This window comes from Pectobacterium nicotianae (assembly GCF_023272715.1).
GTDB classification, from domain to species: Bacteria; Pseudomonadota; Gammaproteobacteria; order Enterobacterales; family Enterobacteriaceae; genus Pectobacterium; species Pectobacterium brasiliense.
Map to the genome: position 1 here is coordinate 4153927 of NZ_CP096821.1, position 12720 is coordinate 4166646.

The window sequence follows — 12720 nt, forward strand, 5'->3', positions numbered from 1 at the left end:
CTCAAATTGGATTAAAAAGCGAACAAAAAAGCCCTCACCCGTGAAGGTGATAACCGAAGTTTTTCAGGCTGATTAAGTGTTCGTCAGCTATTGCTGGTCCGATCCTGATAGGTCGTCTTGCTCTTGGCCTAATAGCGCCAATTCCAACAATGCATAGCGGTGCTCAACAAAGTTATGAACGTTGTTGGCAACCGTCAGCTTGAACAGCGCCAAGGCGGTGTTCTTGTCCCCCAGACTTAGGTAGTGCTTACCTAAATAGAAGTCAGTTTCACTGAGATGCTCAGCGAGCGAAGTGTTATCCGTAGCTTCTACCTGTAAACGCTGCATCAGTGTTTTTTCACTGATACTGCCCAGATAGAATTCGACAATATTCCATCCCCAAGGCCCTTTCTTGGCGTCGTCATAGCGTTTCTTCAACGCAATTTTGGCCGTCTCTGGATTGATTTCTCGCTCCACAAGATACAGCCACAACGAACGGAAAGGATCATTCGGATCGTCTCGATAAAACGCCAGCAGATCATCCTGCGCTAACAGGTAGCGACCGCCATAATACAAAGCGATGCCCCGGTTTAAACGCGCGTAATTGTAAGTTGGATCAAGCTCTAGTACAGAATCAAACGCTTCATAGGCAGCATCAAAATTGCCTGCCTGCGTTAAATAGATACCCAAATAGTTAAAAACTTCTGGAATATCAGGGCGGATCGTCAGCGCTTGTGAAAAATCATTCCGCGCCAATGCCCGTAACCCGAGACTATCATACAGCACTCCGCGCTCATATAATAGCTGTGCTCGCTCATCATCGGTTAATGCCCGGCTTGCAAGGATTTGTTCCATGCGTGCCAGGATCACTTCCTGCTGCAAAGTAGGCTGTAACGGAATCGCCAATACTGCGTCTTTACGCCAATCCGTGTTGCTGCATCCTGCCAGCATGAGTGCTGTTGCAACATAACACCAGCGCAAGAAAGGCTTCATTTCCCACTCCCGAAGACAAACATTGGATGAACATCCTGTCCCGGACCGCTCAACGCAAGGACATCCATTCCCTTACGATACACGCAGCACCTTGCCATGATAATCAGGCAAGGTGCCATAAGACCGTTATCTAACAGTCGTTATTCCTCAGAAGACGGGGCTGCCGCTTCCTGAGTTTGCGCAGTTGCTTCTTTGATGCTTAAGCGCACGCGGCCCTGGCGATCAACTTCCAGAACCTTGACCGGCACTTCCTGACCCATTTGCAGGTAGTCAGTCACTTTCTCTACGCGCTTATCGGCGATCTGAGAAATATGCACCAGGCCTTCTTTGCCGCCGCCAATAGCGACGAAAGCACCAAAATCAACGATGCGGGTAACTTTACCCTGATACACGCGGCCGACTTCGATTTCGGCAGTGATCTCTTCAATACGACGAATCGCATGTTTCGCTTTTTCGCCGTCGGTTGAAGCGATCTTCACAGTACCATCGTCTTCAATTTCAATAGTCGTGCCTGTTTCTTCCGTCAGCGCACGAATCACAGAACCACCTTTACCGATTACATCTTTAATCTTATCAGTACTGATCTTGATGGTGTGAATACGCGGTGCGAATTCAGAGATATCGCCACGTGGTGTGCTGATCGCCTGCTCCATCACGCCTAGAATGTGCAAACGTGCACCTTTGGCCTGATTCAAAGCAACCTGCATGATCTCACGGGTAATCCCTTCGATCTTGATATCCATCTGCAGCGCGGTGATACCTTCACGGCTACCAGCAACTTTGAAGTCCATATCGCCCAGGTGGTCTTCGTCACCCAGAATGTCAGACAGAACAACAAAATTGTCGCCTTCTTTAACCAGACCCATCGCGATACCCGCAACGGCTGATTTGATTGGCACGCCCGCATCCATCAGTGCCAGAGAAGCACCGCAGACAGACGCCATGGAAGAAGAACCGTTGGATTCCGTGATTTCAGACACCACACGCACGGTGTACGGGAATTCGTTCGCCTTCGGCATAACTGCCAACACGCCACGCTTAGCCAGACGACCGTGACCGATCTCACGACGCTTAGGCGAACCGACCATACCGGTTTCACCGACAGAGTACGGAGGGAAGTTGTAGTGCAGCAGGAAGCGATCGGTACGTTCACCGGTCAGTTCGTCAATATTCTGCGCATCACGCTCAGTCCCCAACGTTGCCGTAACCAACGCCTGCGTTTCACCACGGGTGAACAGTGCGGAACCATGAGTACGCGGCAGCACGCCAGTACGTACATCCAGACCACGAATCATGTCTTTTTCACGGCCATCGATACGCGGTTCGCCAGCCAGCACGCGGCTACGTACGACATTTTTCTCAACGTTACCCAGAATTTCCTGGATATCGCCCGCATTCAGCGTTTCGTCTTCGGCTTGCAGAGCGGCAACAACATCAGCTTTGATGACGTCAACTTGTGCATAACGCTCTTGTTTTTCAGTGATGCGGTAAGCGTCACCCAGACGTGCTTCAGACAAAGCCTGTACACGCTGCTCTAAAGAAACGTTAACTTCTGGCGCATGCCATTCCCACTTCGGTTTGCCTGCTTCAGCAACCAGAGCGTTAATGTTCTGGATAACGATCTGCTGTTGCTCGTGACCAAACACCACAGCACCCAGCATCTGATCTTCACTCAGAATGTCGGCTTCGGATTCCACCATCAGAACCGCGCCTTCCGTACCTGCAACCACCAGATCCAGACGGCTTTCTTTCAGCTCATCCATCGTTGGGTTCAGGACATACTGATCGTTCAGGTAACCGACGCGCGCAGCGCCGATAGGGCCGCTGAATGGAATACCAGACAGGCTCAACGCCGCAGAGGCACCAATCATGGCAACGATGTCAGGGCTAACCTGTGGGTTAACAGAAACGACGGTCGCAATCACCTGAACTTCATTCAGGAAACCTTCTGGGAACAGAGGGCGGATTGGGCGGTCGATCAAGCGAGAAATCAGCGTTTCGCCTTCGCTTGGACGGCCTTCGCGACGGAAAAAACCACCAGGGAAACGCCCAGCAGCGTAAGTACGCTCCTGATAGTTAACCGTTAATGGGAAGAAACTTTGGCCGGGTTTGGCGTTTTTCGCGCCGACCACAGTAACGAATACTGCGGTGTCATCCATGCTTACCATCACAGCGGCGGTAGCCTGGCGTGCCATCATACCTGTCTCTAACGTGACGGTATGCTGACCATATTGGAACTTACGGACGATCGGATTCAGCAAAATAATATCCTTAGCTGGGGCGCGCTACACGTATTCAAGATAAACGCGCCAGTGAACTCCCGACCTTTACACTACATCCTCACGACTAATGACAACCCTTATCTTGCTTATGCAGATAAAGCCTCTCATTAGCCGCGCGAACCTCTGTAATGAAAGATCATATTAACAACAATACACTACTCTGTTTTGCTAACGCTTCCTAGAAGAAAGGGGCCAAAAGAGGCCCCTTCCCACTGAAACTCAGAAGACTTAGCGACGCAGACCCAGACGCTCGATCAGGCTGGTGTAACGTGCTACATCTTTACGCTTCAGGTAGTCCAGCAGCTTACGACGCTGAGAAACCATACGCAGCAGACCACGACGGCTGTGGTGATCTTTTTTGTGCTCAGAAAAGTGGCCTTGCAGATGGTTGATCTGCGCAGTCAGCAAAGCAACCTGAACTTCAGTAGAACCACTATCGTTAGTGCCACGACCGAAGTCTGCTACGATTTTAGCTTTAGCTTCAACACTTAGAGACATTGTAATACTCCAAACATTATAGATAAAAAAACAGGCGCCGATCTCTAATTCAGCCACCCAATAGTCAAGCCGCGCTATTCTACCCTCAGCGTTCTGCGATAGCAAGGCAGCAACAGGCGGGTTTACACCGGAAACTCAACAACCAGACGACGTGGCGCAACGCGGCCATCGCTATCGATTTCGCCCATTCCGATAAATTTGTGTTCGTCACCTTCGGTGATTCTCACCATGCCGTTCGAGGGCACATTCGCTGCCTGAACCGCTTGCCCCAGCTTCAAATAACCCGCGACAACCGGCGTCAAATTTACCTCAGGAAAGTCAATGACTGGGCTTTCCATCGGCATAAGCAGCGGATCGAGATTCTGCGAAAGTGGGAGCTCTTGTGTTTGGGCCTGCTCGGACAAAGCCGCTAGCTGCTCCAGCGTCACCATTCTTTCGGTAGGATAAGTGGCAACCTGTAAACGACGCAGGTAAATCACATGCGCGCCACAGCCCAACTTTTCGCCCAGATCGTCAATAATGGTACGGATGTACGTGCCTTTCGAACAGTGAATCTCCAGCTCTAGCTCATCACCTTCCCAGCGAATGAATTGCAGTTCGTACACGGTGATTTCACGCGCTTCACGTGGAACCGTCAGCCCCTGACGCGCATACTCATACAGCTTACGCCCCTGATACTTCAGCGCCGAGTACATGGACGGCACTTGCTGCGTGGTACCACGAAAACCTTCCAGCGCCTGCTCCAGATCGGTAGCAGAAAAACCAATCGCACGCTCTTCAATCACGTTGCCATCGGCATCAGAAGTGTCAGTCCGTTGCCCAAGTCGGGCAATAACACGGTAGCGTTTATCAGAATCCAGCAGATACTGGGAAAATTTCGTCGCTTCCCCAAGGCAAATCGGCAACATACCGGTGGCTAATGGATCCAACGCCCCCGTATGGCCCGCTCTGTTGGCGTTAAAAATCCGTTTTACCTTCTGCAAAACATCATTAGACGACACGCCCTGCGGCTTATCTAATAGCAATACGCCGTGTATATCACGGCCACGGCGACGAGGACGACTCATTAATCCTCCTGATCTTCGCCCGTAACAGAACGACGTTCCGTATCGTTTTTGATCACATTGGTCACCAGATTGGACATTCTCATCCCTTCAACCAACGAGTTGTCGTAGGAGAATGTCAGTGCCGGGACAACACGCAGGCGCATCGCTTTGCCAACCAGGGTACGGATAAAACCAGACGCATCCTGCAGTGCTTTGATTGCCGTTTGAACTTGCTCTGGTTCGTTATCATTCAGGAAGGTCACAAAAACCTTGGCATACGCCAGATCGCGGGACACTTCCACACCAGATACAGTCGCCATGCCGATACGCGGATCTTTCACTTCACGCTGAATGATAATGGCGATTTCTTTTTGCATTTCCTGCGCAACGCGCTGGGTGCGGCTGAATTCTTTTGCCATGATAAATTCTCCAGTAAAAATCGGGGGGCACTAGGCCCCCCTTACGAATCACTTACGTCGTCGCTGAAAACGGATTACGCGATCGTACGTTTGATCTCAATCGTTTCAAAGACTTCGATCATATCGCCAGGGCGAACGTCGTTGTAGTTCTTCACGCCGATACCACATTCCATGCCGTTACGGACTTCGTTAACGTCATCTTTGAAGCGGCGCAGAGATTCCAACTCGCCTTCATAGATCACCACGTTGTCACGCAGTACACGGATCTTGTTGTGACGCTTAACGATACCTTCCGTCACCATACAACCGGCGATAGCGCCAAATTTCGGTGATTTAAAGACGTCACGCACTTCGGCCAGACCGATGATCTCTTGCTTATATTCAGGCGCCAACATACCGCTCATCGCCTGTTTCACTTCGTCGATCAAATCATAGATGACGGAGTAATAACGCAGATCCAGACTTTCCGCTTCAACGACGCGGCGAGCTGATGCATCTGCACGAACGTTAAAGCCAAGGATAATCGCATTCGATGCCGCTGCCAGCGTGGCGTCCGTTTCTGTGATACCGCCCACACCGGAACCGACGATCTTCACTTTCACTTCATCAGTAGACAGTTTCTGCAGTGAATCGGAAATTGCTTCACAAGAACCCTGAACGTCAGATTTCAGAACGATGTTCAGCTCAGAAACTTCACCTTCTGTCATGTTGGCAAACATGTTTTCCAGTTTAGATTTCTGCTGACGAGCCAGTTTAACTTCACGGAATTTACCCTGACGATACAAGGCAACTTCACGCGCTTTCTTCTCGTCACGAACAACCGTCGCTTCGTCACCTGCAGCAGGCACACCGGACATACCGAGAATTTCTACCGGAATAGAAGGACCTGCGGACGTGATTTCACGGCCTAATTCATCACGCATCGCACGAACACGGCCATATTCGAAGCCGCACAGAACGATATCGCCTTTATTCAGCGTACCTTCACGAACCAGTACGGTTGCAACCGGGCCACGACCTTTATCCAAGAAGGATTCGATCACGACACCGTTCGCCATGCCGCTACGGACCGCTTTCAGTTCCAGAACTTCGGCCTGCAACAGAATCGCATCCAGCAGTTCGTCGATACCGGTACCGGCTTTAGCAGATACGTGGACAAACTGAGATTCGCCGCCCCACTCTTCCGGCATGATGCCGTACTGAGACAGTTCAGTTTTCACACGATCTGGATCAGAGTCAGGTTTATCGATTTTGTTGACTGCAACAACAACCGGAACCTGAGCTGCTTTCGCATGCTGGATCGCTTCGATGGTCTGAGGCATCACGCCATCATCCGCTGCGACAACCAGTACCACGATATCCGTTGCCTGAGCACCACGAGCACGCATTGCGGTAAACGCGGCGTGTCCCGGCGTATCCAGGAACGTGATCATACCGTTGTCGGTTTCAACGTGGTAAGCACCGATGTGCTGGGTAATCCCACCCGCTTCACCTGCTGCTACCTTGGTTGAACGAATATAGTCAAGCAGTGAGGTTTTACCGTGGTCAACGTGGCCCATGATGGTCACGACTGGCGCGCGGGATTCAGCCGCAACACCCGTATCACGGTCGCTCATTACCGCTTCTTCCAGCTCGTTTTCACGACGCAGGATAACTTTATGGCCCATCTCTTCCGCGACGAGTTGCGCGGTTTCCTGGTCGATGACCTGGTTGATGGTTGCCATTGCGCCCAGTTTCATCATCGTTTTGATGACCTGAGAGCCTTTAACCGCCATTTTGTTAGCCAGTTCAGCAACGGTAACCGTTTCGCCGATGATCACATCACGGTTCACTGCCTGAGCAGGCTTATTGAAGCTCTGCTGCAATGTACTTGGCTTACGTTTACCTTTACCACCACGGGTAACAGCACGCGCTTCTTCACGGTCAGCCTTGGACTCAGACTGGCGATTCCCTTTCTTCTGCTTGGTGACTTTGGCTGCGCGAGTACGGGTACGGCGCTCGCCTTCAACCTGACGGTCGTTTTCATCTTCCGCTTCGCGGGCATGATGAGAAGTCGTCACATGATAATCGGCAGATTCTTCAGGTTTAGCGCTTTCCGCTTCCCAACGCCCGGCATTTTCTTCAGCCATACGGCGAGCTTCTTCAGCAATACGACGCGCTTCTTCTTCAACCTTAAGACGTGCAGTTTCTTCTGCTTTACGCTTAAGTTCGGCAGCTTCCGCTTCACGTTTCGCTTTCTCAGACTGAGCCGGCTTGGTCATATTTTCGTTTTGTTGATTCGTCACTTTTTCTTTTTCCGCTACATCACGCTTAGCTTTTTCAGCGGCCTCACGTTTGGCTTGCTCGTCGGCAGCACGCTTCGCTTTCTCAGCAGCTTCGCGCAGATCGGCCTCGCGTTTAGCCTGCTCTTCAGCGGCACGTTGTGCCTGTTCTTCCGCTTCACGCCGTGCCTGCTCTTCCTCTTCAGCCTGTTGGGCATCAATCGGATCGCGTTTTACATAAGTGCGTGTCTTGCGGACTTCGATCTGCACCGACTTACTTTTTCCGCCAGTGCTAGGGACATTTAACGTGCTGCGCGTTTTGCGTTGCAGCGTCAATTTACTCGGTGCATTACCGCGATCGCGGTTCAGATGCGCCAATAACGTTTCTTTTTCATGCTGGGTCACAGAGTCTGATGCAGACTTGGTCATTCCCGCATCAGCAAACTGCTGTATCAGGCGGTCAACCGGAGTCTGAATCTCTGCGGCCAACGATTTTACGGTTACATCTGTCATGCTGTTCCTTTCCTGCTACAGTTCGTTATTCGTTGTCGTCGCCAAACCAACAGATATTACGTGCGGCCATAATCAATTCGCCCGCTTGCTCATCATTGAGCTCTTCAATATCTGTCAGGTCGTCAACACCCTGTTCAGCAAGATCTTCCAGCGTACAAACACCGATCGCAGCAAGCTTGAATGCCAACTCACGCGACAGCCCAGGCAAGCCAAGCAAGTCTTCAGCAGGTTGACCGTCACCTCGGCTTTCTTCATGCGCCAGTGCCAGCGTTGTTAATGCGGCTTTCGCACGCTCACGCAATGCTTCAACGGTTTCTTCATCAAGGCCTTCGATGGCCAACAGTTCCTTGATTGGCACGTAAGCCAGTTCTTCAAGGGAGGAGAAACCTTCTTCAACCAGCACGGTGGCAAACTCGTCATCAATATCAAGGTGCTTGGTAAAGACGTCGATTGCAGCATGTGCTTCAGCCTGATGCTTGGCTTGAAGATCTTCCACTGTCATCACGTTCAGTTCCCAACGATCGTCTGAACGATGCTGTTTCAACAGTTGGGAAGCCAAACGTACGTTCTGCCCGTTTCGACCAATCGCCTGAGCCAGATTGCTCGACTCAACAGCGATATCCATCGTGCAGGTATCTTCATCAACCACGATCGATACCACATCGGCAGGTGCCATGGCATTGATGACAAACTGCGCAGGATTATCATCCCACAGAATGATATCAATACGCTCGCCGCCCAGCTCGCTGGAAACAGCCTGCACACGTGCACCGCGCATACCGACACAAGCACCGACGGGATCGATACGTTTGTCATTCGTCTTCACTGCAATTTTTGCACGTGAACCCGGATCGCGGGCCGCTGCCTTAATCTCGATAACTTCTTCACCGATTTCTGGCACTTCAATGCGGAAGAGTTCAACCAGCATTTCCGGACGGGAACGACTGACAAACAGTTGAGCACCGCGAGCTTCGGGACGAACAGAGTACAGCACGCCACGAATACGGTCGCCAGGGCGGAAATTTTCACGAGGCAGCATATCTTCACGGCCAATTACCGCTTCTGCACTGGTGTTAGAGCCATCGATTGGTCTGACTTCAAGCGAAATATTATCACGGTTCACCTTCTTCACGACACCGGTGATAATCTCGCCTTCTTGCTCACGGAACTGATCAACAACCATCGCACGTTCTGCTTCACGAACTTTCTGTACGATAACCTGTTTTGCCGTTTGCGTCGTAATGCGGTCAAACGTTACGGATTCGATTTGATCTTCAACGTAACCGCCGACATCAAGAGCAGGATCTTCAAACTGTGCCGCTTCAAGCGTAATTTCGCGGGTTGGCTGAGTGACTTCATTCACCACTAACCAACGACGGAAGGTATCAAAATCGCCCGTTTTGCGATCGATACTGACGCGGACATCAATTTCCTGCTCATATTTTTTCTTGGTCGCTGTCGCCAGCGCGGTTTCCAGCGCTTCAAAAATCTTCTCGCGCGGAAGGGCTTTCTCATTGGAAACTGCTTCAACAACAGCCAGAATCTCTTTGTTCATCCTAGTTGCCTCATCCAAACTTTAAAAGTGGGGTACAAGATTCGCTTTCTGAATGTTGCTCAGCGCGAATACTTCATCTTTGCCTTCCACTGTTATGGTGATCATTTCGCCGTCAACAGCTTTGATCACACCCAACCATTTACGGCGATTCTGGACTGCCATACGCAGCACCACTGTGACCTCTTCACCGACGAAATGCAGATAATGTGCTGCCGTGAATAAGGGACGCTCAAGCCCTGGAGACGACACCTCCAGGTTATAGGCGACAGTGATTGGATCTTCTACGTCCAATACCGCACTGACCTGGTGGCTGACATCAGCACAATCATCAACAGTGATCCCATCTTCACTATCAATATAGATACGCAGCGTCGATTGGCGACTGCGGATGAACTCAATCCCAACCAATTCGTAGCCTAATGCGGCAACGGGTGCTGAAATCATCTCTGTTAATTTTTGCTCTAATGTGGACAAGTCCACCCCCAAGACATAAAAAAAGGGCCTAATAGCCCAGTTGTTTGTTGCCAAATAACAAAAAACCCCGAAAAATCGGGGCTTTATGCAACTGGACCCTAATACCGCTAACCAGCGCGGCATAACTTTCGGTGAAGGATTTTTTCAAAAATCACTGCAAAAAGAGATAGAAATTGAGTGAAGAACGTATTTGAAAAAACACTTTACTGGAAGTTAAGTGGTTGCGGGGGCCGGATTTGAACCGACGACCTTCGGGTTATGAGCCCGACGAGCTACCAAGCTGCTCCACCCCGCGTCCGAAATCGTGGCAAATACTACGCTGACAACTGCATAAATGCAAGTCATCCATAGGATTGGTTCGAAGGCGATTTTTATACGTGTAATACGTTTTTTTGTCAAGAACCATAAAGGGCGTAGAAGCGGCCATCGCGATGATGGGCATTCCACTGTAGGAAGCAGATCTTGTGTCGTCACGCTAGCTGCAAAGCGGGCCAACCGTTGCAAAAAGGCACGGACGCCAGAAATAGCGGAAAGAGGTGACGCTGTGGGGGATTCCCTGATGCTTAAAAATCAAACAATAACTGAATAATATAATAGGATAGAATTTATCTTCGTTCTTCTTCTAATAGTACGATCGCAGCTTGTGTTCTGTTACGCACATTAAGCCGCCTGAAAATCGACTCCAGGTGTGACTTCACGGTGCCTGCACTGATGTTTAATGTTCGACTGATTTGTTTATTAGAAGCCCCTGACGCAATCAGTTGCAGAACTTCATGCTGCCTTTCACTGAGTTTGCCTTTTACACTGTTATCGACACTCCACCCCTCATAAATCACCCCATCATCCGGCAAACAGACCATACCCATCGACACCGTTTTTAATGCTTGGGCAATAGAATCAACTGGCGATGTTTTAAGAATTACGCCCATCACATGGTGTTTCAGATAGTTATTCAAAATATGTCTTTCAATCGCATCAACCATAATAATTACACTGACGTTAATATATTTCTCATGCAGTGCTTCCAGGAAAGAACTGTACTCGCCACTTTCTTTATTACAATTGAGTAAAATAAAAGCGTTGTTCATCTCTTCAAGGAAAGGCCATACATCGTCAATGTCTTTTACGCCAACAATATTGGCATCGTGCATAAAATCATTCAGCCCAACAGATAACCCCTGAATGAAAACAGGGGACTTGTCAATAATAACAACATTCACTGTGCAATCTCCATTTACCTTTATTTTATTAAAAATGCCCTCTAAGAAGTTTTAGCCTATCTTGAAAGATATGATGTCACGCCATTTGGCATATGCCGTTTACCTTATAGACTGAGCCATATTTATTCGTGCATACTGACATGATAATTTCAGAAAACCGCCCCAAAGAGGAATACTCTTAGCAATGAAATATTATCTCAAAATAAGACCTAAGAGCGTAATGATTTCATAAACACAATAAATATTTATTGCCAATTTAAAACAGGAAAAATAAAAGAGAGGGAAATGGCCTATGTCATATTACATTATATCTCTAACACAATGACTGATACGCACCACCCTTATTAGCTGTTAACGTTTTCTCAAATTATCATTTATTTAACCCCAGGCTATTCATGTCTATTGTCTGAAGAATAAGATAAGGAGAACGTATGTCGTTTAAGAGCTGGATAACGGGGGAAAATAAAAAAACAGACAAGGGTGATAATGCCCAAGGGAAAAATCCCCATGTCACACAGAACGATAGCATGGCGTCATCAAAGGCAATGACGCTAGCAGACATTGCTCGCGGTATGCAGCATGCTGCCACCGCCGCCAATCAATTTATCGCTCATCAATATCAACAGACTCTCGAACCTTTTTTTGCACGTGACGCTGATGGCGTGTTAACCCCGAAGACGGTTGCGATTCAACTCGATCCCCGGCACCACGTCGAACTACCACTGGTTGCGCTTTCTACCCCAAGGGGCTTGATGCTGGAAAAAATGAAAGTGCGAATGACGGTGAGAACCGATGCGGTCAGCCAGGACAAAATCACCTCATCTTTAGACGATCATAACATCACTAATTTTCACGTCAGCATGTCGCCTTCAGGCAAAAACAAAAAAGGCAGAAATAGTCAGCACGTCGATATAGAAATGCAATTCACTGCGCTGGATCCTCCAGAAAGTATCATGCGGTTAATTGATGAATACACCAATCTCGTTCTCCCCCGAATAACGCAAGAGGAAAAAAACAATGGCTAATATTCCAGACACGATCAATGAAGCGGGTCTCTCTCTGATTAAGAGTTTTGAAGGTCTTAAATTAACAAAGTATCGTGACACCGCAGGTAAATGGACGATTGGATATGGACATTTAATACTGCCAAATGAAAATTTTGATAATGGAATTACCCTCCAGGAAGCGGATTTATTGTTACGGCAGGACTTAAAAACGGCGGAAACGGGTGTTCAGCATTATGTGAACGTTGATCTCAACGGAAATCAATTTGGTGCATTAACATCATTTACCTACAACCTGGGGGTCAATAGTCTGAAGACGTCGACATTATTACGCCTGCTTAACCAAGGTGACTATGCCGGCGCAGCTGATCAATTCCCACGCTGGGACAAAGATGGTGAGCAAGTCGTGGAAGGACTCCTTCGCCGTAGAGAAGCAGAGAAAGCCCTTTTCCTACAAGCCATCACACCAAATTAAT

The 12720-nt window shown here is 49.1% G+C and carries 11 protein-coding genes and 1 tRNA gene; 2 read left to right on the forward strand and 10 right to left on the reverse strand.

Annotated features, from left to right (window positions below):
• Positions 1-87 precede the first annotated feature (87 nt).
• From nlpI to MYB54_RS18505, 10 genes are all read right to left on the reverse strand, one after another.
• A complete protein-coding gene (nlpI, locus tag MYB54_RS18460; protein ID WP_010279700.1) occupies positions 88-972 on the reverse strand; it encodes a lipoprotein NlpI in 885 nt (294 codons plus the stop codon).
• A gap of 140 nt (positions 973-1112) precedes the next feature.
• Positions 1113-3233, reverse strand: coding sequence for a polyribonucleotide nucleotidyltransferase (gene pnp, locus MYB54_RS18465; RefSeq protein ID WP_014914131.1), 2121 nt, complete (start codon positions 3231-3233; stop codon positions 1113-1115).
• A 249-nt stretch (positions 3234-3482) separates the two neighbouring features.
• On the reverse strand, positions 3483-3752 hold the full coding sequence (gene rpsO, locus MYB54_RS18470) for a 30S ribosomal protein S15 (protein WP_010279698.1): 270 nt from the start codon (positions 3750-3752) through the stop codon (positions 3483-3485).
• A gap of 122 nt (positions 3753-3874) precedes the next feature.
• Positions 3875-4819 carry a tRNA pseudouridine(55) synthase TruB gene (gene truB / locus MYB54_RS18475; RefSeq protein ID WP_014914130.1) on the reverse strand — a complete coding sequence of 315 codons (945 nt, stop codon included), beginning with the start codon at positions 4817-4819 and terminating at the stop codon, positions 3875-3877.
• A complete protein-coding gene (rbfA, locus tag MYB54_RS18480) occupies positions 4819-5217 on the reverse strand; it encodes a 30S ribosome-binding factor RbfA (RefSeq protein WP_010279693.1) in 399 nt (132 codons plus the stop codon). The genes truB and rbfA overlap by 1 nt, the downstream gene beginning before the upstream one ends.
• Before the next feature lie 74 nt (positions 5218-5291).
• Entirely contained in the window at positions 5292-7991 is a 2700-nt protein-coding gene (gene infB / locus MYB54_RS18485; RefSeq protein WP_010300008.1) for a translation initiation factor IF-2, read from the reverse strand.
• A gap of 25 nt (positions 7992-8016) precedes the next feature.
• Complete coding sequence (gene nusA, locus MYB54_RS18490) at positions 8017-9546, reverse strand: transcription termination factor NusA (RefSeq protein WP_010279687.1); 1530 nt, start codon at positions 9544-9546, stop codon at positions 8017-8019.
• 21 nt (positions 9547-9567) lie between these two features.
• Positions 9568-10020 (reverse strand): ribosome maturation factor RimP, encoded by a 453-nt coding sequence (gene rimP, locus MYB54_RS18495; protein WP_010279686.1) that lies wholly within the window; start codon positions 10018-10020, stop codon positions 9568-9570.
• 218 nt (positions 10021-10238) lie between these two features.
• Positions 10239-10315 (reverse strand) — tRNA-Met (locus MYB54_RS18500).
• A gap of 310 nt (positions 10316-10625) precedes the next feature.
• On the reverse strand, positions 10626-11240 hold the full coding sequence (locus tag MYB54_RS18505) for a response regulator transcription factor (RefSeq protein ID WP_248721182.1): 615 nt from the start codon (positions 11238-11240) through the stop codon (positions 10626-10628).
• A 431-nt stretch (positions 11241-11671) separates the two neighbouring features.
• Here MYB54_RS18505 and MYB54_RS18510 point away from each other — a divergent pair, with 431 nt between their 5' ends.
• Together MYB54_RS18510 and MYB54_RS18515 are read left to right on the forward strand one after the other, a co-directional pair.
• Positions 11672-12265: a DUF2589 domain-containing protein gene (locus MYB54_RS18510; protein WP_248721183.1), complete on the forward strand. Its 594-nt coding sequence runs from the start codon at positions 11672-11674 to the stop codon at positions 12263-12265.
• The gene (locus tag MYB54_RS18515; protein WP_039282241.1) at positions 12258-12719 is read left to right on the forward strand and encodes a lysozyme; all 462 of its coding nucleotides are present in this window, start codon (positions 12258-12260) and stop codon (positions 12717-12719) included. The genes MYB54_RS18510 and MYB54_RS18515 overlap by 8 nt, the downstream gene beginning before the upstream one ends.
• Position 12720 lies beyond the last annotated feature (1 nt).

Bases quoted from the DNA above. Each gene is read 5' to 3' on its own strand.
- nusA (WP_010279687.1), bottom strand. From the start codon at position 9,546: ATGAACAAAGAGATTCTGGCTGTTGTTGAAGCAGTTTCCAATGAGAAA.
- infB (WP_010300008.1), bottom strand. From the start codon at position 7,991: ATGACAGATGTAACCGTAAAATCGTTGGCCGCAGAGATTCAGACTCCG.
- rpsO (WP_010279698.1), bottom strand. From the start codon at position 3,752: ATGTCTCTAAGTGTTGAAGCTAAAGCTAAAATCGTAGCAGACTTCGGT.
- MYB54_RS18510 (WP_248721183.1), top strand. From the start codon at position 11,672: ATGTCGTTTAAGAGCTGGATAACGGGGGAAAATAAAAAAACAGACAAG.
- MYB54_RS18515 (WP_039282241.1), top strand. From the start codon at position 12,258: ATGGCTAATATTCCAGACACGATCAATGAAGCGGGTCTCTCTCTGATT.
- nlpI (WP_010279700.1), bottom strand. From the start codon at position 972: ATGAAGCCTTTCTTGCGCTGGTGTTATGTTGCAACAGCACTCATGCTG.
- truB (WP_014914130.1), bottom strand. From the start codon at position 4,819: ATGAGTCGTCCTCGTCGCCGTGGCCGTGATATACACGGCGTATTGCTA.
- rbfA (WP_010279693.1), bottom strand. From the start codon at position 5,217: ATGGCAAAAGAATTCAGCCGCACCCAGCGCGTTGCGCAGGAAATGCAA.